The 22933-nt window shown below is 38.8% G+C and carries 26 protein-coding genes; 8 read left to right on the top strand and 18 right to left on the bottom strand.

The window, feature by feature from the left end:
• Positions 1 to 29: 29 nt before the first annotated feature.
• Both ACWPKD_RS12845 and ACWPKD_RS12840 read right to left on the bottom strand, forming a co-directional pair.
• On the bottom strand, positions 30 to 1796 hold the full coding sequence (locus tag ACWPKD_RS12845) for a cytochrome-c peroxidase (RefSeq protein ID WP_455413084.1): 1767 nt from the start codon (positions 1794 to 1796) through the stop codon (positions 30 to 32).
• Between the two features lie 70 nt (positions 1797 to 1866).
• Positions 1867 to 3312 (bottom strand): hypothetical protein, encoded by a 1446-nt coding sequence (locus ACWPKD_RS12840; RefSeq protein WP_455413083.1) that lies wholly within the window; start codon positions 3310 to 3312, stop codon positions 1867 to 1869.
• A 298-nt stretch (positions 3313 to 3610) separates the two neighbouring features.
• On the opposite strand from ACWPKD_RS12840, the gene rocD reads away from it, so the two are divergent.
• A complete protein-coding gene (gene rocD / locus ACWPKD_RS12835; protein ID WP_455413082.1) occupies positions 3611 to 4855 on the top strand; it encodes an ornithine--oxo-acid transaminase in 1245 nt (414 codons plus the stop codon).
• 60 nt (positions 4856 to 4915) lie between these two features.
• On the opposite strand, the gene ACWPKD_RS12830 is transcribed toward rocD, so the two are convergent.
• Positions 4916 to 5272, bottom strand: coding sequence for a CCC motif membrane protein (locus tag ACWPKD_RS12830; protein WP_455413081.1), 357 nt, complete (start codon positions 5270 to 5272; stop codon positions 4916 to 4918).
• Between the two features lie 27 nt (positions 5273 to 5299).
• Positions 5300 to 5581 (bottom strand): DUF2752 domain-containing protein, encoded by a 282-nt coding sequence (locus tag ACWPKD_RS12825; protein WP_455413080.1) that lies wholly within the window; start codon positions 5579 to 5581, stop codon positions 5300 to 5302.
• A 105-nt stretch (positions 5582 to 5686) separates the two neighbouring features.
• Between ACWPKD_RS12825 and ACWPKD_RS12820 the strand changes: the two genes are divergently transcribed.
• Positions 5687 to 5866, top strand: coding sequence for a hypothetical protein (locus ACWPKD_RS12820; RefSeq protein WP_455413079.1), 180 nt, complete (start codon positions 5687 to 5689; stop codon positions 5864 to 5866).
• Positions 5859 to 6413, top strand: a complete 555-nt coding sequence (locus ACWPKD_RS12815) for a Smr/MutS family protein (protein ID WP_455413078.1) — start codon at positions 5859 to 5861, stop codon at positions 6411 to 6413. The genes ACWPKD_RS12820 and ACWPKD_RS12815 overlap by 8 nt, the downstream gene beginning before the upstream one ends.
• Here the strand turns inward: ACWPKD_RS12815 and ACWPKD_RS12810 are convergent, their stop codons facing one another.
• Entirely contained in the window at positions 6414 to 6935 is a 522-nt protein-coding gene (locus ACWPKD_RS12810) for a hypothetical protein (RefSeq protein WP_455413077.1), read from the bottom strand.
• Positions 6936 to 7047: 112 nt separating this feature from the next.
• Between ACWPKD_RS12810 and ACWPKD_RS12805 the strand changes: the two genes are divergently transcribed.
• The 3 genes from ACWPKD_RS12805 to ACWPKD_RS12795 all read left to right on the top strand — a co-directional run bounded on the left by ACWPKD_RS12805 (position 7048) and on the right by ACWPKD_RS12795 (position 10925).
• Positions 7048 to 8823, top strand: a complete 1776-nt coding sequence (locus tag ACWPKD_RS12805) for an MFS transporter (protein WP_455413076.1) — start codon at positions 7048 to 7050, stop codon at positions 8821 to 8823.
• A 70-nt stretch (positions 8824 to 8893) separates the two neighbouring features.
• Positions 8894 to 9802, top strand: coding sequence for an EamA family transporter (locus ACWPKD_RS12800; RefSeq protein ID WP_455413075.1), 909 nt, complete (start codon positions 8894 to 8896; stop codon positions 9800 to 9802).
• Position 9803: 1 nt separating this feature from the next.
• Positions 9804 to 10925 carry a cysteine desulfurase family protein gene (locus ACWPKD_RS12795; RefSeq protein ID WP_455413074.1) on the top strand — a complete coding sequence of 374 codons (1122 nt, stop codon included), beginning with the start codon at positions 9804 to 9806 and terminating at the stop codon, positions 10923 to 10925.
• Here the strand turns inward: ACWPKD_RS12795 and ACWPKD_RS12790 are convergent, their stop codons facing one another.
• From ACWPKD_RS12790 to rsfS, 7 genes are all read right to left on the bottom strand, one after another.
• Entirely contained in the window at positions 10926 to 11714 is a 789-nt protein-coding gene (locus tag ACWPKD_RS12790) for a superoxide dismutase (protein ID WP_455413073.1), read from the bottom strand.
• Positions 11715 to 11747: 33 nt separating this feature from the next.
• Entirely contained in the window at positions 11748 to 12032 is a 285-nt protein-coding gene (locus tag ACWPKD_RS12785; RefSeq protein WP_455413072.1) for an acyl-CoA-binding protein, read from the bottom strand.
• Complete coding sequence (locus ACWPKD_RS12780) at positions 12032 to 12694, bottom strand: phosphatidylserine decarboxylase family protein (protein WP_455413071.1); 663 nt, start codon at positions 12692 to 12694, stop codon at positions 12032 to 12034. The genes ACWPKD_RS12785 and ACWPKD_RS12780 overlap by 1 nt, the downstream gene beginning before the upstream one ends.
• Positions 12675 to 13493 carry a phosphatidate cytidylyltransferase gene (locus ACWPKD_RS12775; protein ID WP_455413070.1) on the bottom strand — a complete coding sequence of 273 codons (819 nt, stop codon included), beginning with the start codon at positions 13491 to 13493 and terminating at the stop codon, positions 12675 to 12677. Before ACWPKD_RS12775 ends, ACWPKD_RS12780 begins: the two co-directional genes overlap by 20 nt.
• A 1-nt stretch (position 13494) precedes the next feature.
• Positions 13495 to 14100 (bottom strand): lactate utilization protein B/C, encoded by a 606-nt coding sequence (locus ACWPKD_RS12770; RefSeq protein WP_455413069.1) that lies wholly within the window; start codon positions 14098 to 14100, stop codon positions 13495 to 13497.
• A gap of 111 nt (positions 14101 to 14211) precedes the next feature.
• Complete coding sequence (gene ftsH / locus ACWPKD_RS12765; RefSeq protein ID WP_455413068.1) at positions 14212 to 16149, bottom strand: ATP-dependent zinc metalloprotease FtsH; 1938 nt, start codon at positions 16147 to 16149, stop codon at positions 14212 to 14214.
• Between the two features lie 12 nt (positions 16150 to 16161).
• Positions 16162 to 16533: a ribosome silencing factor gene (gene rsfS, locus ACWPKD_RS12760; RefSeq protein WP_455413067.1), complete on the bottom strand. Its 372-nt coding sequence runs from the start codon at positions 16531 to 16533 to the stop codon at positions 16162 to 16164.
• A gap of 92 nt (positions 16534 to 16625) precedes the next feature.
• On the opposite strand from rsfS, the gene ACWPKD_RS12755 reads away from it, so the two are divergent.
• Positions 16626 to 17357: a biotin--[acetyl-CoA-carboxylase] ligase gene (locus ACWPKD_RS12755; protein WP_455413066.1), complete on the top strand. Its 732-nt coding sequence runs from the start codon at positions 16626 to 16628 to the stop codon at positions 17355 to 17357.
• 50 nt (positions 17358 to 17407) lie between these two features.
• On the opposite strand, the gene ACWPKD_RS12750 is transcribed toward ACWPKD_RS12755, so the two are convergent.
• Together ACWPKD_RS12750 and pyrE are read right to left on the bottom strand one after the other, a co-directional pair.
• Positions 17408 to 17800, bottom strand: coding sequence for an SRPBCC family protein (locus tag ACWPKD_RS12750; protein WP_455413065.1), 393 nt, complete (start codon positions 17798 to 17800; stop codon positions 17408 to 17410).
• An 18-nt stretch (positions 17801 to 17818) separates the two neighbouring features.
• Positions 17819 to 18466, bottom strand: coding sequence for an orotate phosphoribosyltransferase (gene pyrE / locus ACWPKD_RS12745; RefSeq protein ID WP_455413064.1), 648 nt, complete (start codon positions 18464 to 18466; stop codon positions 17819 to 17821).
• Positions 18467 to 18473: 7 nt separating this feature from the next.
• Between pyrE and ACWPKD_RS12740 the strand changes: the two genes are divergently transcribed.
• Entirely contained in the window at positions 18474 to 19076 is a 603-nt protein-coding gene (locus ACWPKD_RS12740; RefSeq protein ID WP_455413063.1) for an NUDIX hydrolase, read from the top strand.
• Positions 19077 to 19105: 29 nt separating this feature from the next.
• On the opposite strand, the gene ACWPKD_RS12735 is transcribed toward ACWPKD_RS12740, so the two are convergent.
• The 4 genes from ACWPKD_RS12735 to ACWPKD_RS12720 are packed head-to-tail and all read right to left on the bottom strand — an operon-like array spanning position 19106 to position 22922.
• Entirely contained in the window at positions 19106 to 20839 is a 1734-nt protein-coding gene (locus ACWPKD_RS12735; RefSeq protein ID WP_455413062.1) for a M14 family metallopeptidase, read from the bottom strand.
• A 7-nt stretch (positions 20840 to 20846) separates the two neighbouring features.
• Complete coding sequence (gene coaD / locus ACWPKD_RS12730; RefSeq protein ID WP_455413061.1) at positions 20847 to 21302, bottom strand: pantetheine-phosphate adenylyltransferase; 456 nt, start codon at positions 21300 to 21302, stop codon at positions 20847 to 20849.
• Positions 21303 to 21917, bottom strand: a complete 615-nt coding sequence (locus ACWPKD_RS12725) for a hypothetical protein (protein WP_455413060.1) — start codon at positions 21915 to 21917, stop codon at positions 21303 to 21305.
• 30 nt (positions 21918 to 21947) lie between these two features.
• Positions 21948 to 22922, bottom strand: coding sequence for a D-alanine--D-alanine ligase (locus tag ACWPKD_RS12720; protein WP_455413059.1), 975 nt, complete (start codon positions 22920 to 22922; stop codon positions 21948 to 21950).
• Between the last annotated feature and the right edge of the window lie 11 nt (positions 22923 to 22933).

The following is a 22933-nucleotide window of genomic DNA, read 5'->3' as shown; positions in this document are numbered from 1 at the left end:
TATGAGTTATGAGTTATGAGTTTCTTCCGTTAGTACTCATTATTCAAAGTTTTTAGGAAGGCGATTAAGTCCTGTATTTCTGTTTTGGAAAGATTCAATTTATCCGTCGGTAAGGTTTGATTTTCTAAATTGATTCCGATGCCTGCACCACCACCACGGTTGTAAAAATCGATTACTTCTTCGAGAGAATGGTACACACCGTTGTGCATGTAAGGAAAAGTTATTGCCGAATTTCTAACCGTTGGGGTTTTGAAGGCAAATTTCTTTAAAGGTGCTTTGGTAACCGCATATTCACCTAAATCCGCATCAATGGTTGCCTTTTGAGTTGTGTTTTTTGAAGGAACACCCAAAACTTCGCTTTCCAGTTCATTATACAAAGGCGGAACACTTCCGTTGAAGAGTGGAAAGAAATGACAGGTAGCACATTTCGCTTTTCCCATAAACAGATTGAATCCTTTTTTTTCATTTGACGAAAGTGCTGCTTTTCCGCGTAAATAATCATCAAATTTAGAATTGAGTTTGGATAACGAACGCACATAACCCGCTAAGGATTTCAACAGATTCTGTTCCGTGATTTCTTTCTCGGAAGGAAAAACTTTTTTGAATTCAGCCTGGTACTTCGCACTGGCTTTTACTTTTTGCAGCGCATGGGCAAAACTTCCGTGCATTTCGTCTTTATTGTTGATAACTGCCTTAGCCTGATCTTCAAGATAATTCACGCGACCGTCCAAAAACAAAGTGTTCTGAAACCCTGAATTTAACAAGGTAGGTGTGTTTCGGGATAATTTTCCGTTTTCGACGGCTTTGGCTTTATGATCAGCATATCCTTCTGATGGGATATGACAAGTCAGGCAAGAAACCTGATTGTTGCCGCTCAATATGGTGTCGGTAAAAAGTTGTTCTCCTAAAGCAATCTGCTCTTTTGAAGGATTTCGGTTGTAAGCAGGGGCGAAATAATTGACGTTGAAAGCGGTTTCTTCGAAAACTGTCGGTTCATCAAAATTAATGGCACCGGAATAGGGATTGTTTTTGATGTTGAGTGTTTTCTGGAGTTGTTGTATTTTTTTGGCGATGGGGATGCAGTAACCAACAATGAATTCGGCACGGTCAAAAGCATTGAAATTATTGTTTTTATGCAGATAAACTTTGGTTTTACCGATGAGTTCCGTGAAAACTTTATCCTCTTTAAAAAAGGAAAGTGTGGTTTCGATTGACGCAATGGCTGCTTTTGTTTCCGGAATGGAGTTGAAGGCAACCGGCGAATCAAAACCTGTAATACCCAAACTCATAATTCGTAATAATTCGAGTTTCTGTGCTTCGAAAATATTGCTGTCGGAAAGTTGAAGATTTGTCACGGTAGCTTTCATGGATTGCGTATAGCCGTTCAAAATCCCGATTTGTTTTTGCTGTTCCGCAGAATCGGTTTCTTCGGAGAAAAGCAATTCTTCCACTTTCTGAAAACCGGTGGCTTCTTCTGTTTTGCGGCTGGTTTCCTGAACATCGTTTTTATCAATGGCCGCACCGTTGAGTTTAGTGGCGGTTTCCGGAAAATAAAAGGATAAGAGCGCCTCCGTTTTTTTGTAGGCTAATCGGGTTTCTTTAAACTTTTGCTGAAGTTTTTCTTTTGAAGAATTCTTTAAAGCCTCAGTATTTAACTCTGAAACATTTTTGGCGAATTCGGAATAATCCTCAATAAAGCGTTGCCTGGTCTTTTCAACGGGACTTAGGTTTTTGTACTTGTCCTGCTGACAGGAAACTAAAAAAAGCACTGTCAGTAAAGCAATAAGTTTTCTCATGGGCATAATTATTAAATCAGGAGCAAGATTTCTCCGGCCCCTGATTTATTTGTATTCTTTGATTGATGGGTTATCTTGGCAATCCTTTGATTACAACAATCTGACTTCCCTGATTTTCATTAGGACGAACCGATCCGCCGTCAACACCTTTGAAAGCATCTGTTCTCCAGGTATGCGGTTGTACAGATAACATAAAGGTGTCCGGAACGCCGATAGTTTCTGAAACATCGATTAATGCACCGTATTCCCAAGAACCTAAAGCGGATGTTGCACTCATGAATTTGTTTGAAGGATCGGTTCTTTTGTGATCCAATTCAAAAACAACTTTCAATTCTTTTGTTGTGATGTTGTACTGGTAGATATAAGCATCATGCGTTTCATCGCCATAACCGTTAGAATCTTCCTGAATGTAAACATAGTTTTTAGTCACACAGATATTGTCCGGATTCTGGAACAAACGGGCTTTTCCGCTTCTGTTGTCACCATCTAATTCCAAAGTAAGCTGACCAATCAAAGGATTGTTGGCATCCATTTGCAGTTTGTAAACGCGTCCGTATTTAGAACGTGAATTGTCGGCATTAGCTCCAGTATTATTTTGCCCGGTAACGTTAAAGTAAATTTCACGCTCTTTTCCGGCTTCTTTGCGGTAATCGATATCTTCAACACGGCCAAACACAATTGTGTTTAAAGTCTGTGCCGCCTGATTGTTTTGTAAACCTGTATTGGTTCTTGCATTTGTAACTTCTACGAATTCAACAGGGTAAGTAGAGCCTTCTGTCATGGTTCTTTCGTTGGTAACGTTGTCAGTACGTTTGATAACATATACTTTTCCGTTGTTCAAATCACCTCTTGTGCCTTTGTACATCACAAGTTGACCTCCATAGGTCCCGGAATCATCATCTCCTAAAAGAACGATGGTCTGTCCTGTGTAAGCTTCTTTTGCCAGTGGTACTGCGTTTTCAGCACTCCATCTTCCAAAGCCTAAAACCGGTCTTGGTGTTGTATTGTTAGCTTTAGTGTCATAAGGAGTGATGCCGTGAACCTGAGATTCGCTGTCGCTTTCTCCGGCAGTAAGGAAAATAGGTCCGAAACCGTGGATTTCTGGAGTTGCTAAAGAAGCAGAACATAAACGGTTACCTGATCCGCTTGAATTCAATACATATTCTCCGGCTACCGGTTTAAAGGTATTGTCAAGTTTGATTTTAGAAACAGAGTAGTTATCTTCGTTGTTTACAAGGAAAGTAAAGGTACCGTCAGTATTTTTGAACAATCCGGAACCATCGGCAGAACCTCCAAAAACATAATCAGGTGTTTCAACGAAATCGTCTTCACTTGAAAATAAGGCAAATGTCTGCACGCCGGCAAATTCAGGTTTCGCATTTAGTAATGCAGGAGTAATCGAATGGTTTTTCAAATCGATTGGACTTGAAGGTTTGTTGTCTGAACTTTCATCAGAATTACAGGCAGCAATGGTTAGCAATGTCGCCGTACTTAAAAATGCATAGATAAATTTCATTGTTTTTTGTTTTTTATTAGATAATGCAAATTTATATGGCGTATGTTAGGGTAATTTTTGCGAAATATTCACAAAAGGTTATTATTTGTAACAAGTTCTTTGCTTTTTGTTAACTATATGTAAAGAGCGTATTATGTTGTTTTTTTACTATATTTTTGGATACAACAAAAGCCGTTTGTTATAAAATTCACAAAAATGAGTGCTAAATGTTATTTTTTTCGATTTGAATTGTTAACTTGCATCCAAATAAAGCCCCAATAGAATTTTATAATAACGGAACTACTAAAATCAATTTAAAATGCAAGTGTTAGAAAAAATGAGTTCTACAGCAGCTATTCAATTGGAAGATAAATATGGTGCCCATAATTATCATCCGCTTCCCGTAGTATTAAGTAAAGGTGAAGGCGTTTTTGTCTGGGATATTGAAGGAAAAAAGTACTATGATTTCTTATCGGCTTATTCAGCAGTAAACCAAGGACATTGCCATCCGAGAATTATTGAGGCTATGACCCGTCAGGCACAAACCCTGACGTTAACTTCAAGAGCTTTTTACAATGACAAATTAGGTGTTTATGAGCAATTCGTAACCGATTATTTTGGTTTCGATAAAGTATTGCCGATGAATACCGGTGCCGAAGCGGTTGAAACTGCTTTGAAACTTTGTCGTAAATGGGCTTATGAGAAAAAAGGGATTCATGAAAATGAGGCTCAGATTATAGTTTGTGAAAACAACTTCCACGGAAGAACCACAACCATCATTTCGTTTTCAAACGACGAGAATGCCCGTAAGAACTTTGGTCCTTATACGGCTGGTTTTATTAAAATCGCTTATGATGATATCGATGCTTTGGAAAAAGCGATCACATCCACTCCAAATATTGCCGGATTCCTTGTAGAGCCTATTCAGGGTGAAGCAGGTGTTTATGTACCGTCAGAAGGGTATTTGGCAAAAGCAAAAGCGTTATGTGAAAAACACAATGTGTTATTTATCGCAGACGAAGTTCAGACAGGAATTGCCCGTACCGGTAAATTGTTAGCGGTGCAGCATGAAAATGTAACTCCGGATGTTTTGATCTTAGGGAAAGCACTTTCAGGAGGCGCTTACCCGGTTTCGGCTGTATTGGCCAATGATGTTATTATGAATGTTATCAAGCCTGGTCAGCACGGTTCTACTTTTGGAGGTAATCCAATTGCAGCGGCTGTAGCCATCGCGGCTTTAGAAGTAGTGAAAGATGAAAATCTGGCCGAAAATGCAGAATATTTAGGTAAAATGTTCCGTACGGAAATTGGTAAATACATCGAAACTTCGAATATTGCCACTTTAGTTCGCGGAAAAGGATTGCTTAATGCTATTGTAATCAACGATACGGAAGAAAGCGAGACTGCTTGGAATATCTGTATGAAATTAGCAGAAAACGGCTTGTTGGCTAAACCAACACACGGAAACATTATCCGTTTTGCGCCGCCTTTGGTAATGACCGAAGAACAACTGTTAGATTGCGTTTCAATAATCACTAAAACACTAAAAGAATTTGAGAAATAATTACTTATAAAAAAAAATCCGCTGAAAAGCGGATTTTTTTATGTCTGAATGTGAAGGATTTTAGTTCCCCATCATTTCGCGGATTTTTTCCTGCATCAATTCCTGATCCTGAAGTGTTTCCCATCCGAAGTAGCTAATTGCCCAAATCATGTAAGCCAACATAAGAACACCTAAAACGATTCCGATGATACACAATACTCTTCCGGTTTTTACATTCTTGAAGTTGGTATACAAGGAAGGGTTCAGGTTGTAGGTATCGGTGTCTTTTTTCGCCAGATAAATCCCCAATGCTCCTAGAAGCACGCTCAGAATTCCGTAGCAGCAGCATACTAAAATTGATAAAACTCCTAAAATTATTACGGCTGTCGCGTTAGGCAGCTTTTGTTTGGTTTCAAAATTGTTGAAGTTTTCTTCCATGTTTAATTTGATTTTGGTTAGTTAGTATTAAATGTTGTAATAATGTTTTATGAAATAGGAAACTACCATGATTATTGCGTTTACAATTCCCAGTGTTACGATAATCTTGTGGTAATTTCTCGATTTGTCCATAAAATTCAAACCGATGAAAAGGCCAAAAAGCACTAAGGTGTAAATGGCCGGAAACATTTTGAATGCAGCACTGAATTCTCCCTGAAACAGTAAAACCAAAGCGCGTTGTGTGCCGCAACCGAAGCATTCGATTCCTAAAAATTTTTTGCTGAAGCAGGGCAACATGTATTCTTCCATTGGTAGCTTTTTTCTGTAAGCAATTTTAGTGAAAAACTTAATACTTTAGAAATAATCCGGAAGATATTTTAAACTTTACTATTTTTGAGGGCAAATAGGATAGCGATGAAAACCGTTTATATACTTCTTTTATTGATTGTTTTTGGTGTTGCTTTTTATGAGCAATCCAAACCTAATCCAAATATCTGGATTCAGGTTGTAGGTGTGGTAATATTCTTTTACGGAATGATGAAGCTGATGTCGAAAACACCGAGTAACCATAAAGACGAAGAGAAAGATGTTTAGTATTGGAGATAAAGTTTCGGTATTGGATGACGATTTTAATGGCGTCGTGGTGGGTTTCGAAAAGGAGTATGTCGTTATTGAAACCGAAGATGGTTTTACGATGAAATTTTTGTCAGGTCAATTGGTTAAAGAAATGGAAACCAGTGATTTAAAATATTTTACTTCAAATCAGAGTTTAAGCCAGGTTCTGAAAGAAAAGGAAGAGGAAAAGAAACGTTCCTTTGTTAAGGAAAAGAAATCCCGTAAAGACGAATTCGTGCTGGAAGTCGATTTACATATCGAAAAATTAGTACCGTCAAAACGCGGAATGTCTAATTATGATATCCTGACTTTGCAAATGGAAACGGCCAAACGTCAATTGGATTTCGCCATCAGGAACAGAATGCCGAAAGTCGTTTTTATTCACGGTGTGGGTGAAGGTGTTTTGAAAGCCGAACTTGATTTTCTTTTAGGGCGTTACGAGGGAATTACTTTTCAGGACGCTAATTACCAGAAATATGGTTTAGGCGCCACCGAAGTATACATTAAGCAAAATCCGAACCGTTAACTACAGATTTGTAGTGTACGTACCGAAAAGATATTCTTCAAATACAAAACTGTCATCAGGGTTTACAAACTGAATGTTGATGAATTTTATCTGATGGTTGTATCCTGTAACCGTTACTTCGTTGGTAACGGGATCCGTAACTGTTTTTTCGGTTGTTATAATCTGAATGGTTCCGCCCGGAGATGCTGTCCATTCTTTTAAAACTGTAGGCGTTGCCGGTGGAATTTCAGAACAAATCGTACTGTTGGAAAGCGACCCGTTGTACTTTCGGTAAAGAACCATGTTACTTTCTGTAATCTCAACGATTCTTGGCGAACCGACAGGAGTTACTTCATTCGGAAAGTTCGAAGCGGGAATGTCCAGCAGCAAAAGTTCTTCGCCTTTAATTTTAAACAACACTTCTTTATCGGTACATTTTTGTATCGAAACCGAATCAAAATTAAGGGATTCCAAAACCATATCCCCGTCATCACATGACCCTAAAAGCAGTGCGCAAACCAATAAACCGAAAAACTTTTTCATAAGTTGTTGTATTTGGGACAAAAATAGCACTTTTAGTTTTCAAAAACGATAAAAGAAATAACGAAAATTCATCAATATTCCTATATTTGGGAACCAATTGAAAAACTAATTTATGTCATCCAAACATCAAACCAATTATCCTGCGCTATATACGCTGATCACCGTTTTCTTTTTCTGGGGATTCATCGCGGCAGGAAACAGTATTTTTATTCCGTTCTGTAAAAGTTATTTTTCACTCGATCAGTTTCAGTCACAGCTGGTGGATTTCGCTTTTTACACGGCTTATTATATTGGAGCCTTATTGTTGTTCATCTTCGGGACCTTTAAAAATAAAGATATCGTAAGCGGCTGGGGATACAAAAAAAGTATCGTTTTCGGATTGCTTTTCTCAGCTTTGGGAGCCGGAGCCATGATTTTAGCAGTGGAAGCGAATTTGTATGCGGGGATGTTAACCGGTTTGTTTATTGTGGCTTTAGGTTTTTCACTACAGCAAACGGCTGCCAATCCTTTTGCAATTTCGTTAGGTAATCCTAAAACAGGAGCAGACCGTGTAAATTTAGGAGGAGGAATCAATTCCTTCGGAACGGCGATTGGTCCGTTAATTGTTGCTTTTGCTCTTTTCGGGACTACAGCAACCGTTACAGACGATCAGATCAAAAATTTAGATTTAGGGAAGGTGGTTTTACTATATGTATGTGTAGGATTGCTTTTCGTTGCGGCAGCTGCCATGTTCCGTTTTTCTAAAAAAGTACCGGACGGAATCTCCAACGAGCCGATGGAAAAAGCAAATAAAGCCATGCGTACCCTTGTGATCATGACAGGTTTGCTGGTAATTTGTTTTGTACCGGTTTTCAACAGTTATAAAAGTGAAGAAGCGAAACAAATTCTTGCTTTAGAAACGAAAATAGGGGATCTTAAAAAGGAATACGATGCAAAAGTAGCGGTAGTTTCCCATCCTGAAATTGTAAAATTAGAAGCTGAGATTACTTCACACGAAAATGAAATTAAACCTCTTAAAGAAGGATTGGAGCACTCCAGAATGCTTTGGTTGTCCGGCGCTTTAATTGTGGTTGTGGGAGGTTTGTTGTTTTCGTATCAGTCTGCCCAAAAAAACAGTGAAGGCTGGGGTGCAATGCAATATCCGCAATTGGTGTTGGGGATGTTGGCCATCTTTACTTATGTTGGAGTGGAAGTAGCTATCGGAAGTAATTTAACCGAGCTTTTAAAACTAAAAGAATTCGGAAGCATCAGTGTTTCAGACAGTGCGCCTTATATTTCCATGTATTGGGGAAGTTTGATGATTGGCCGCTGGGCAGGAGCCATCAGTGTTTTTCATTTAACGGATGCCAGAAAGAAGTTAGCCTTAATAATAGTTCCGTTGATTGCTTTTTCTGTGGTTATTGCTGTAAATACGATAGCACAAAAAGACATGTCGGCGTTGTATTACTACGTTATTTGTATAGCCCTGCAGATTGGTGCTTTCTTCATCAGTAAAGATAAACCCGCACGTACCTTGACGGTTTTCTCGATTTTTGGAGTTGCAGCCATGTTAATCGGATTGTTTGCTTCCGGAAATGTTGCTATTTATGCGTTTTTAGCTGGAGGATTGGCTTGTAGTATCATGTGGCCTGCTATTTTCAGTTTGTCTATCATCGGTTTAGGAAAATATACGTCTCAGGGATCAGCTTTTTTGATCATGATGATTTTGGGTGGAGGAATTATTCCGCCGCTTCAGGGTAAACTTTCGGATATCATCGGAATTCACCAATCGTATATTGTACCGGTAATTTGTTTCTCCTATTTATTGTTCTTTGCGATAATCGTAAAATCGATTTTAAAGAAACAGAATATTGATGTTGATGAAATCGAAGCGGAAGGCGGACACTAATCTTAATAAAATAATAATATCTAATTCGGAGCATGGGAAATACTGTACCTTTGTTCCGAATTTCTTTTTTATGCGAATCAATAAATACTATCTGGCAGCTGTTGCAGCTTTTGTAATCTGGGGGTTTTTTAGTTTGGCACTGAAGCCGATACACCATTATCCTTCGCTGGACATCTTGTTTTACAGGGTTTTTTTGAGTGTTTTGCTGATTTCGGCCATCAACCTTTTTATTCGTAGAAAGGTACTTTTGAAAGATTTCCAAACCATAAAAACTAAGCCTAAAGCCGAACGAAATATTATCCTCCTGTTGAATGTTGGTGGTGGATTGCTGCTAACGGCGAACTGGTTTATCTTTATTTACGTGATGAACCACATCAGTGTAAAAGCTGCCTCATTTGCTTATTTGGTTTGCCCGATTCTTACCACGGTGCTGGCGTTTTTCATCCTGAAAGAAAAGCTGAGTAAATGGCAATGGATAGCGGTTGGCATAAGTCTTTCGGGCTGTGTACTGTTGTCATTCAATAGTTTTGCCGATATTTTTTACAGTCTGATTGTGGCGCTAACGTACGCTTTGTATTTGATTTCGCAACGCAAGAATACAGAAGTTGATAAGTTTGTGGCTTTAAATGTGCAATTACTGACTTCCGGAATTTTACTATTGCCGTTTTATCCGTCTTTCAGTGGTCCGGTTCCAGGGGAAAGCCTGTTTTACATCTGCTTGGTTTTTATAGTGATTCTGTTCACGATCATTCCGTTGTTTTTAAATTTGTTTGCCCTTAAAGGCATGAATTCCTCCACATTGGGAATCATGTTATACATTAACCCGATTTTGAATTTTTTGCTGGCCGTATTCTATTATAAGGAAGAAGTCACTGGGATTCAGATTATTTCGTACTCGTTGATCTTGATATCGATTCTTGTTTTCAACGAAAAACTTATCTTTAAACGAAAATTGAAAGAACAGCCCGTTTCAGAATAATATGAGAAAAGTATACCTTGATAATGCTTCCACCACGCAGCTTCGTTCGGAAGTAGTGGCAGAGATGACTAAAGTGCTTTCCGAGGATTTCGGGAATCCTTCTTCTACGCACGGATATGGAAGAAGTGCTAAAGTAGTTTTGGAAACCGCAAGGAAATCCATTGCTAAGCAGATCAATGCGACAGCTTCTGAAATTATTTTTACCTCATGCGGAACGGAAGCCAACAACTGGATTTTGCGTTCGGCCGTTAAAGACATGAAAGTAGCGCGCATCATCACCAGTAAAATTGAGCACCATGCCGTACTGCATACCATTGAAGTATTGCAGCAGGAATTCGGTATCGATGTGGATTTTGTTGCCATCAAACCAAACGGTCAGATCGACTTTACCGATTTAGTGGAACTATTGTCGCAGGACAAAAAAACGCTGGTAAGTTTAATGCACGTGAATAACGAAATCGGAACCATTTTAAACCTTGAAAAAGCGGTACGGATCGCTCATGATTATAATGCGTTGTTTCATTCGGATACGGTGCAATCGGTGGGTAAAATGGAAATCAATGTACAGGAATTAGGCATCGATTTTCTGGTGTCCAGTGCGCATAAGTTCCACGGGCCAAAAGGCGTCGGGTTTGCTTATGTGAAGAAAAATGCCGGGCTGCAACCCTTATTTTTTGGCGGTGAACAGGAAAAAGGTTTACGTGCCGGAACCGAAGCAGTGCATCAGATTGCAGGAATGGCTAAAGCACTTGAATTAGCGTATCTGCATTTGGAAGAAGAAAGAAACTATATTTCAGCCCTGAAAAATTACACGATAGAATGCCTTGAAATTGATTTTCCGGAACTTATAATCAATGGGGAAGAAACACTTTACAACATCCTGAATGTAGTTTTACCGTTACCCGAAGACAAAACGGCCATGATTTTGTTTCACCTTGATATGAGAGGTATTGCAGTTTCCCGCGGAAGCGCCTGCCAGAGCGGAAGCATCAAACCGTCGCATGTGTTAGCTGAAATATTGGAAGCTGAGGATATCAATAAGCCAAGCTTACGCATATCGTTCAGTCATTACAATACTAAAGAAGATATCTATGCTTTAATGGATGCACTAAGAAATATTTGATTAAGGGATTAACTGAGTCTTTTTCATAGCTTCTAAATACCTTTTCTCTACGGTAGCCCAATTCACTACGTTGAAGAAAGCCGAGATGTATTCCCCGCGTTTGTTTTGAAACTTCAGATAATAGGCGTGTTCCCAAACATCCAATGCTAAAATCGGTGTTCCTGAAATCGGCATATCCGGCATGATAGGATTGTCCTGGTTTGAAGTACTGCCAACCGCAAGTTTACCGGTTTTGTCTACTACCAGCCATGCCCAGCCGGAACCAAACTGTTTGCCTGCTGCTTGAACGAATTGTGCTTTAAAAGCATCGTAAGAGCCAAAATCACGGTTGATGGCCGATGCCAGACTGTCTTTAGGTTGTCCTCCGGCTTTTGGTGCCATATTTTCCCAAAACAGGTTGTGGTTGTAATAACCTCCCGCATTGTTTCGGATTTCCATGTTGTTAGGGTCAGAACTTTTCAGGATTTGTTCAAGTGTCCAGTTTTCAAGATCGGTACCTTTTATAGCGGCATTTAAATTGTTACAATAGCTCAAATGATGGCGCGAATAGTGGATTTCCATGGTTTTGGCATCCAGATACGGTTCTAAAGCGGTATAAGCATAAGGTAAGCCGCGCATTTTGAATTTGCCTTTTGCGGCTTTTACATCAGCTGGATTTCCATAAGCGGATTGTGTTGCCTGAGCTTCCGGCTCCGGTATCTGCACCACTTCTTCAAGATTGTTTTTCTTACGGCAGGAAAACAAGGTCATTAAAGCGAAACAAAGAATTGCTGTTTTTTGGAATTTCATACTGATGTAATTAAAAGAAAAAACGAAACCTGGTTACAAATTTCGTTCTTTCATAAGTTTATTGATAATTTCTATATATTGTCTTTTTGCTTCATCCGCCGAGAGGTTATTGACTTGCATCCAGGCATTCAGTTTGAAGGCACTTCGGATATTCTGTGAATCCTGTCGAAAAAAAAAGCGGTCGGAATCGTTGGAAGTAGCCTGTTTGTATAGGCCATACAAAACCAACTGCAAATCTATCGGAACTGAAGATTGCGGTATCAGGTTGGCATTTTCAAAAGCCTCATCAAATAATTTATCTAATTCCGTAGAATTCATTATTTTTTAATTGCAATGATGGTTTTTCCACCTACAGCTTTTTCGTTTAGCTTAACATTGATTTCCGTACCTAAAGGTAAGTATAAATCTACTCTCGAACCAAATTTAATGAAACCGGCATCAGTTCCCTGAACTACCTGTATTCCTTCTTTTGCATAGTTAACAATACGTCTTGCCAATGCTCCGGCTATCTGACGGTATAAGATTTCCCCGAAAACCGGGCTTTCCACCACTACAGTCGTTCTTTCGTTTTCTTCGCTGGCTTTCGGATGCCATGCCACAAGGTATTTACCAGGATGGTATTTGCTGAATTTTACCAAACCGTTCACGGCATAACGCGTTACGTGTACGTTTATGGGCGACATAAAAATGGAAACCATTAAACGTTTGTCTTTAAAATATTCTGATTCGAATACTTCTTCAATAACTACTACTTTTCCGTCAACCGGTGCAATTACATGATTGTCATTGATTGCCGTAATTCTTGTTGGGTTACGGAAAAACTGTAAAATCATGATCAGCATGAACAGCGTGAAAAGCTGTATTGCTTTCTGAAGCCAGAAGATATTGATGAATTCATCCGCCAGGAAAATAACAGCTGTTGCTGTAATAGTGGCTCCTAAAATGATTTTTGCTCCTTCTTTATGAAATTGTATGAACATAATTTATAATTTGATAAAATAAGTATAAAAACGGTACTGCAAATATAACACTATCTAAGCGATCTAAAATACCTCCGTGTCCGGGCATTATTTTTCCGCTGTCTTTTACTCCGGCCATGCGTTTGAATTTGGATTCGATCAAATCACCGATGGTGCCGAAAACGGCTACGATTAAACCCGTAGCGACCCAGATTGCAGGAGAGAAGAAAGTGAAATAAATGCTTAAAATATAACTTCCGATCATAGCGAAAACCAATCCGCCTAAAAAGCCTTCAATTGTTTTTTTGGGAGAGATGCGTTCAAAAAGCTTGTGTTTTCCCAGTGATTTTCCAACAATATAAGCAAAAGTGTCGTTGGTCCAGATGATAATGAAGATGCCGATGATGATTCTGGGATTGTAGAGATTGTCAATGTTTGGCAACTTCATAATCAATACAAACGGCAGAATGATGTAACCAAAAAGGGTTACGTATTTTGATAAGGTGTCATTTTTTGGTTTTGTCTTTTCCTGAAACAAATCAAAAATTAAATTCACCGATACGAAAAGAGCGCCAAGAGTCAGTAATAAATCGGTTTTGGAATTGCCTGTATGAAAAAAGGCGAAAATCATATAACTGACCAATGCCAGTAAAATCGGAACCGAATTTTTTAAATGGATAAGTTTGCAGAATTCTACGGTGCAAATCAGCATGAACATTCCGAAAAGAAGCGAAAAGCTGTACTCGGAAAACAATGTTGCTGAAACCAAAAGCAAAATGTATACTATTCCGGAAAGGGATCGGATAATACTTTCACGCATACTATAAATCTTCTAAAAGCAGTAAATAAAGGTTTTTAGGACAACTTCCGTATTGAAGGAAATCTTCTTCCTTGGCCTTTTCGAAGTATTTAAAGGTTGTTATGTTTGTAGGGATTTCTTTGTCGTACTTTCTTTTGATTTCTCTTAAACCGTCGCTTTTGTTCCCGGTGATTTGGCTGGTTGTGGCCAAAACAACTATGTTGTCCGGTAATTCGTTGGGTTTGTATTGTTTGATCTGTTTGGATGAAAATAAAATCGACCCTTCATTGGCAATCAGATTTTCACAGGAAGTCAAAAGGAATTTCGGGTTGTTTGGATTGGTATAATTCAGTTTGTTTTCGTCAAGAAGGCTGTAAAGCTTTGGTTCAAGACATAATGCTTCTTGTTCAAACCAGTCATTTTCTTCCAATATGCTTTCAAAGTTGTCGTGAACCTCAGGTAAATTTTCACAGTATAAAAATTTGCCTCCGTTTTTCTTGAAATTATAGGTAAAGAGTTCATCGATAGGCATCACCGGATCCGGAAGGTAAGGACTTGTTTTTTCCTTCTCTTTGTCTTCATTCGAATCTTCGGATGATGTGCCAAAAAACTTTCTGAAAAGACTCATATATTTTATAAAATCTGGGAAATTTACAATTTGATAATAACCAAAGATAAAAAAATCTTAATTCAATCGTGCAACTGAATTAAGATTTTTATAAAAAATTATTTAACAAAACTATTCGTTCTCCGTAACCGCTTCACTATCTGATTTTTCAAATGGGCGTTTACCGAAAATAGTTTCAAGATCATCTTTGAAAATCACTTCTTTTTCAATAAGAATATCAGCTAATTGAACCAGTTTGTCCTGATTTTCCTTAAGGATTTTTATAGCTCTTTTGTATTGGTCTTCGATTAAATCGGAAATCTCTTTGTCAATAAGTCTTGCTGTATCTTCAGAATAAGGCTTGGAGAAATTGTAATCCGTTTGCCCGGAAGAATCATAATATGTTACGTTTCCAAGTTTGTCATTCAAACCGTAAATAGTAACCATGGCACGGGCCTGTTTCGTTACTTTTTCCAAATCGCTCAAGGCGCCTGTGGAAATCTTATCGAAAATTACTTTTTCTGCCGCACGGCCTCCCATGGTAGCACACATTTCATCAAGCATTTGCTCAGGACGAACGATTAAACGCTCTTCCGGTAAATACCAGGCAGCACCCAAACTTTGTCCGCGAGGAACGATGGTAACTTTTACTAGTGGAGCAGCATGTTCCAGCATCCAGCTTACTGTAGCGTGACCGGCTTCGTGAATGGCAATGGCTCTTTTTTCGGCCGGGGTAACAATTTTGTTTTTCTTTTCCAGACCTCCAACGATTCGGTCAACCGCATCAAGGAAATCTTGTTTACCAACTGCTTTTTTGTTTTTTCGGGCAGCGATTAATGCCGCTTCGTTACAAACGTTTGCGATGTCGGCACCGGAGAATCCAGGGGTTTGTTTGGCTAAGAAATCTGTATCCAGTTGTTCCTCTTTTTTAAGCGGTGTCAAGTGTACCTCAAAGATTTCTTTACGCTCACGGATATCCGGCAAATCCACATAAATCTGGCGGTCAAAACGTCCGGCACGCATCAGGGCTTTGTCCAAAATGTCTGCTCTGTTGGTGGCAGCAAGTACGATTACGTGCGTGTTTGTTCCGAAACCATCCATTTCGGTTAATAACTGGTTTAAGGTATTTTCACGTTCGTCGTTTGAGCCTGAAAAATTGCTTTTTCCACGGGCACGTCCAACGGCATCTATCTCATCAATGAAAATGATGGCCGGTGATTTTTCTTTGGCTTGTTTGAACAAATCACGCACACGGGATGCCCCAACTCCAACAAACATTTCAACGAAATCTGATCCTGATAAGGAGAAGAAAGGTACTTTAGCTTCACCGGCAACGGCTTTGGCTAATAAAGTTTTTCCTGTTCCCGGAGGGCCGACCAATAAAGCTCCTTTTGGTATTTTACCTCCAATTTCAGTATATTTTTCAGGGTTTTTAAGGAATTCCACAATTTCCTGAATTTCCTCTTTCGCTCCTTCTAATCCGGCTACGTCTTTGAACGTAACTTTCACATCGTTTTTCTCGTCAAATAATTTGGCTTTTGATTTCCCGATGGAGAAAATCTGGCCGCCGCCGCCACTTCCGCCACTTCCGGACATTCTGCGCATCATGTAGATCCAGAATCCGATAATGATGATTAACGGTAAATACGTGATGATGATTTCACCCCAATTGCTTTCAGGTTCTGAAGCATATTCATTTAGTTTATGTGCACGATTCGCCTCATCAAGCTTTTTTAGAAAAAGCTCGTTATTAGGGCCTATGTCAAAAGAATAGTGAGGACCTGTATTTTCTTTTCCGAAATAGGTTTCTTTTTTTATCTTGGAATGTTCTTTCGCTGTAAGTGCTTCTTTTTTCAGATAGACCTGTGCAGTGGTTTTGTTGTACACCACCTTGTTAACCTGTCCGGAATCCAAAAACTGGTAGAATTTGGAAATACTGGTAGGTTTTACTTCCTGAAAGTTTGATCCGCTGGAGATAATTTGGATAACAATCAGAATCAGAAGCGCGATTCCATAAAGAAACCAAGGGCTGATTTTAATTTTATTGTTTGGCTTATTTTCTTTTGACATGAAAATGTTGGGTTATAATTTGTTTTCAATTGAGGTGATTTTAGCATCACCCCATAAACTTTCGATGTTGTAGTACTCACGAATATGCTTTTGGAAAACGTGAACCACGATGCTCACATAATCCATTAAAATCCACTCGGCATTCTCACTTCCTTCCACATGCCAAGGCTTATCTTTCAATTCTTTGGATACTACTTTCTGAACAGAATTTGCAATAGCGTTAACCTGAGTGTTGGAGTTACCGTTACAGATTACGAAATAGTCGCAAACGGTATTGTCTATTGCTCTTAAATCTAAAATATCGATATCGTTTCCTTTTACGTCTTCAATCCCTTTGATGATGTTAGCTAATAAATCATCATTACTAATATCTTTTACTGCCATTTATAAATTTTATATTTTCGCAAAGTTACCATTTTTGTTGTTATTTTTGACATCTTAACATAAGATTAAACTACTTAAAGTTAATTATTTTTATGAATATCATCAAACTCGATGCCATACCTTCCACAAATGACTTTTTAAAGGAAAAGTTGTCAAAACAGTTTGTTGAAAATTTTACGGTTGTTGTAGCTGAAAACCAAACCGACGGTCGCGGCCAGATGGGAGCAAAGTGGTTAAACGAATCAGGTAAAAACCTAACGTTTAGTGTGCTTGTGAAAGATTTGTTGCTCGAAATCAATTCGATTTTTAACCTTAATGTAGCGGTTGCGGTGAGCATCACGGAAGCGTTAAACGAGTTTCTGATTCCCAATCTGTCGATAAAATGGCCGAACGACATTTTGGCAGAAAACAAGAAGATTGGCGGCATCCTGATTGAAAACAGTATCAAAAGTAACGGGGAAATTATTTCGATTATTGGGATCGGGCTGAATGTAAACCAGCATTTCTTTGAAGATTTACCAAAAGCAGGTTCCCTTTTTACAATTACGACCAAAGAATTTGACAGAGATGATGTGCTTCGTGTCATCCTTGAGAAATTAAAGCAGAATATCGCTTTGTTGCAAACTGGTAATTATAATCAGTTTTGGATTGGTTACGACAGGTTTTTGTACAAAAAAGGAGTTCCCATGCCTTTTGAAGATATGACGGGCGCCAGATTCATGGGGATTATCCAGAAAGTAAATGAAGTAGGTAAACTTGAAATTCTGCTGGAAGATGACAGTTGTCGTCAATTTGACATAAAAGAAGTGCAGATGTTATATTAAAAAAGGCTTTTAGAATTCTAAAAGCCTTTTTTGTTTAAGTCGTTCCGTTACTATAGCTTGTTCATGTTTTCCGCTAAAGTTTCGATAAATTTCGAAATCGGTCCTTTGATCATCATGGCCATCATCGGGTTGAACTCACCGTCAAAAACCAACTGAACTTCAGAAGTATTTTGGGTTAGTGCATTGATGTTCGCAGTTAATGTAAAAGGTAATTTATCACTTGCAGCACCCAAAACTACTTTGTTTGGGGCTACTTTGTCTTTCATTTTCAATTTGATTTCCGGCATGCCTTTTAATCCGAAGATAAAAGCGTTCTCATCCAAAACTTCAAATTTTGCAATGGAATCCGGCATAAGTTTCTCAAAATTTTTAACATCGGTTAACGCGTTGAACAAATAATCGTCTGATTTTTCAACGTTAACCTTAGGGCTTTCTAAATTCATAATGGTTGATATAAAATTTTAAACTTCCACACTCCAGGTTGATGGGCTTTTACGCCATTCCTTAAGTGTTTCGTGTTCTTCTTCTGTAATGTACTGACGGGCCACGGCTTCTTCCAGTAAGGTGTCGTAGTTTCCTAAAGTGAAAACATCCAGTTTGGCTTCTTTGCAGTTTTCTTCGGCAACGTCAAATCCGTAGGTGAAAATAGCGACCATTCCTTTTACGTTGGCACCGGCTTCTCTTAAGGCTTCAATGGCTTGTAAGCTGCTTTTTCCGGTACTGATCAAATCTTCAACCACTACAACCGTCTGGCCTTTCTGAAGAAAACCTTCCACCTGATTCTGACGCCCGTGTTTTTTAGGCTCAGGACGAACGTAAACAAAAGGAAGTCCCATGATTTCCGCAACCAGCATCCCGATTCCGATAGCTCCTGTGGCTACACCGGCAATCACATCAGGTTTACCAAATTGTTTTTCGATGTTTTTGGCAAATTCCTCACGAAGATAATTCCTGATTGGTGGAAATGAGAGCGTTATGCGGTTATCGCAATAAATTGGAGATTTCCAGCCCGAAGCCCAAGTAAAAGGATTTTTGGGATTTAATTTAATTGCGTTTATTTGTAAAAGCAATTCGGCTGTTTTTTTAGCTGTGTCTGTGTTAAAAATCATACTACAAATGTATAAAGTTTTTGTAAACGATAAACCACTTTTCCTGACAAATCAAGTTGTCAAAGAAACCGATTTTAAGCTATTTCTTCTGGAAAGCGTTGATATCAAACAGATTATTATGAAAATGTTTCAGAATAAAATTGACAAAGCATTTTTATATCATCCGGATGAAAAGGAAATTATGACCACACTGCGCGAGAAAATTCCTGTGGTGAAAGCCGGTGGCGGATTGGTTTACAACAAGAACGGGGAGGTGCTTTTCATCTTCAGAAACGGAAAATGGGACCTGCCAAAAGGCGGAATAGAAAAAGGTGAGGCCATTGAGGAAACTGCAATCCGTGAGGTAGAGGAAGAAACCGGAGTGACCGGCCTGAAAATCACGGGAAAATTGCAAAAAACGTATCACGTGTTTAAACGCAACGGCCGCTACAAACTAAAAGTAACCCATTGGTACGAAATGAAAACCAATTTCAAGGGAATTCCACAAGGTCAGGCCGATGAAGGCATCGAAAAAGTAGTGTGGATGAAACCGGAAGAAATACGAGAAGCCTTAACCAACTCCTACGAAAATATTAAACTTCTCTTTGAAGAAGAAAAGCTCCTGATTTAGGAGCTTTTTCTTTATAATGATGTTGTTGGTTAATACAACATTTTCTTGTAAATCGGATATTGCAGATACGCTTTTTCAAAGTATTTGGAGTGTTTGTATACCCAGTCCAACTGCGCTTCTCCACTTTCGGCAAACTTTTTGTCTTCGCTGCGTTTCTTCTCGAATTCCGCTTTCAGTTTTGGGTTTTCGTCTAAAAGCTGTTTTGCCAGATCTTCAAAAACATACGCTGAAAAATATTCTTTCTGCTGTAAAATAATATCGAAGAAATTCCAGTTGAAGAACGAATCGGCTGCTTCCGGTTCTAAGGTTTCCAGAAGATACTTTACATTTTTCTGAGTCGTTTTTACGATAAAATCGCCTTTTTTGAACTGTACATTTTCTCTACTCGCATTAACCGAAGTATTGTAGTGGTAATAGTGGTTTTCAAAGGGCTGGTTTGAGGTTTTGTAATCCGCAATTTTATAGCTTTCAACGTTGATGGTGGTGTCTTTTTTTAATTTCACCATATCGATATCGTTCAGTTTCATTAAGTCGATAACGTCCCAATATTGTTGCGGCACGATGTAATATTCCGGAATGGTGATTTCTTTTTTGGATTTGTATACCTCATAAAAAGGAATCATTTTATTGAAGGGTTTGGTTCTGTCGTAATACAAACGCGGTTTTCCGGAAACATCACTAGGCTTGTATTTGCCTTCATAGCCAAGGAAAGGAATCTGTTTTACTTTCGCCGAATCAATTTCCCACTGCACCGTGTATTTGTTATGAGCCTTATAATTTTCAAGGTTGTCCTGACGCAGTTTTTTGATTTTGGCCGCACTTTTATCCGTGAAGTTTAGAGTGGAAAGCATGTATTCATAAGTGACTTTCACTCTTTCGGAATATTTTTTCAGCATATGGGTTTCCACCATGGCGCCAAGTGTATTGAACATCGAAGCGTAACCTGTTGAAAATCTTGGTGTTTCCATACTTTTAGCAAAACCTGTTTCCGGAGTTTTGTCGTGAATGTTAACATAAGGAACCGATTCGATTTTCTTTGTTTTCAGATCTTTTAAAATGGCCGGCATCATTTCTTCGTTGAAGAAGGTTCCCAAAGTACCACCTAATTTTTGGTAATGCGTGGCAATGTAGGTTAGCGTATACTGATAATCCGCACCGTTGCTTACGTGATTGTCAAGAAAAACATCAGGGTTGACAAAGTTGAAAAGCGCCTGGAAACTTTTTGAATTTTTAGTGTCCGATTTGACAAAATCCCTGTTTAGGTCATAATTTCTTGAATTTCCTCTGAAACCATATTCTTCCGGGCCATTCTGATTTACACGTGAAGTGGAATTACGATTCATGGAACCACCAATGTTATACACCGGAATCGCCACAACAACCGTGTTTTTTGGCGCAGTGATTTTACCGGAAGCTAAATCTCTCATGAAAAGCATGGTAGCATCAATACCGTCTGTTTCTCCGGGATGGATTCCGTTGTTGATAAGCATTACGGCTTTTTTTGTTGAGGCCATCTGACGGAAATCGAAGAATTTATCCGCACTGTAAACCACTATATGAAGGGGTTCGCCGTTATCAGTAGCACCCATCGTTTTCATGGAAATGGTTTCAAAGCCTTTGTCCAGTTTCTGGTAATATTCGATCGCTTCTTTATAAGTAGCCGACTGGTTTCCGTTTCCTTTTTCGTAAGGTGTTTTGTAATCGGTTTGCTGGGCAAACAGTGAGGCCGTGCTTAGAAGAAATAAGCCGATTATTTGTTTCATTATGTTGTTATTTGATTTTTACAGATTGGGGAACTAAGAACGTATAATCACCGCCGTTTCGGATAACATCCCTAACAATACTTGAACTGATGTGTGAAGTGTCGATGGCAGTCAAAAGAAAAACCGTCTCAATATCTGATAGCTGGCGGTTGGTATGGGCGATGGCTTTTTCGAATTCGAAATCGGCCGGGTTGCGAAGCCCTCTAAGGATGAATTGCGCACCCAGTTTGTGGCACAAATCAATAGTCAGGCCTTCATAAGTGATTACGGAAACCTTTGGTTCGTCTTTAAAAGATTCTTCGATAAATTTTTGACGGTCTTCCAAAGAAAACATATATTTTTTTTCGGCATTGATACCGATGGCCACGACGATTTCATCAAATAAAGGCAAAGCTCTTTTGATGATGTCGAAATGTCCTAAGGTTATCGGATCGAACGAACCCGGAAAGATTGCTTTTCTCATCTAATCTCTTTTAACAGAATAAATTGTATCTTTTTTAAATAACTCGGTTATTCTTTCTCTGGAAATCCCGTAAGACTCTTTTTCGTAATTTTTTGCGATATCGATATCTGAAATTCCGGTCTCCTGATTGATCTCATAAGTGTTAAATGAAAGATAAACACTGTCTTTGTCTACATTGGTAACTTTTGCCGAGGTAAAAAAACCGTTCTCAGTTTTCAAATGGTAGACGTCGTTAACTTTTGGATCGTTTAAATAGGCTTTATCGTTCTCATCATCAACATTACTCTGGTAGATTCCGAATCCTGAAATTAACGCTACGATTGCTATTCCGGAAAACATCCATACTGGGAAAAAAAGTTTACCGTTTTTGTTCTTTTCGTGCTCTAATTTTTGAGTTATTTCGGGGGTAAAATCGTTTTTCTCAAATGTTCTTTTACAATTGCCGCATTCAACGAAAGTTAATTTGGTGTAAGGGAAAAAAGGAATCCAGTAAACATGGGCGTATTTCCCAAATATACTATAGTCCATCGTTGATTTTGTATTGCAGTTCGGACATTCGGTATTAATGATTTGCCCGTTTTTAATGTTTGAACCTTTTGTGCCGTAAATGATCATGATTTAATTGTTGGTTTTTTTGGTATTTGGTTATTTTGTTATTGCCAATTCGATGGCATTGCTGAACAAATCCGTTAATGAAATTCCTGCTTCTTTTGCCTGTTGTGGTAAAATACTTTCGGTGGTTAAACCTGGAATAGTGTTCATTTCCAGCATGTATGGCTCGCCGTTTACAATGATGAATTCGCTTCTTGAGAAACCTTTCATTTTTAAAACTTCATACGCTTTTTTAGCTACGGTTTCAACTTTTACTTTGATTCCTTCCGAAAGTCGGGCAGGAGTGATTTCCTGGGATTTTCCTAAATATTTGGCTTCGTAATCGAAAAAGTCGTTTTCCGAAACGATTTCCGTAATCGGTAAAACCGTGGTTTGTCCTTTGTAATTGATTACACCTACCGAAACTTCTGTTCCGTCAAGGAAACTTTCAATGATGATTTCGCTGTCTTCTTTATAAGCGTTTTCAATGGCCGGAAGTAATTCTTCTCTTGATTTTACTTTTGAAATTCCGAAGCTGGAACCGGATTTGTTCGGTTTTACAAATAATGGCAATCCTAAGGTTTTTATGATTTCCTCTTCGTTGATAACGTCGCCTTTATCAAGATAGAAAGAAGTAGCTGTTTTGATTCCGTATGGTTTTAAAACCGAAAGCAAATCGCGTTTGTTGAAGGTTAATGCGGCCTGATAATAATCGCAGGAAGTTTGCGGGATTCCCAACAATTCAAAATAAGCCTGCATTAAGCCGTCTTCGCCCGGAGTACCGTGAATTGCGTTGAATACCACGTCGAAAGTAAGTTTGATCCCGGCATAATCCACAGAGAAATCATGGCGGTTTACCGGGAATTCGTTTTCGCTTTCATCCACCATTACCCATTTTTCCTTGAAAATATGAATGCGGTAGGCGTTGTATTTCGATTTGTCCAGAAAGTTATATACTACGTTTCCACTCTTCAGAGATATTTGATACTCACTGGAATAGCCTCCCATAATGATGGCAACATTTTTCATATGTTTTACGT

It is taken from the genome of Flavobacterium pedocola, from assembly GCF_053764385.1.
The sequence above is the reverse complement of the archived record's forward strand: the minus strand, read 5'-3'. Positions and strand labels throughout refer to the sequence as shown.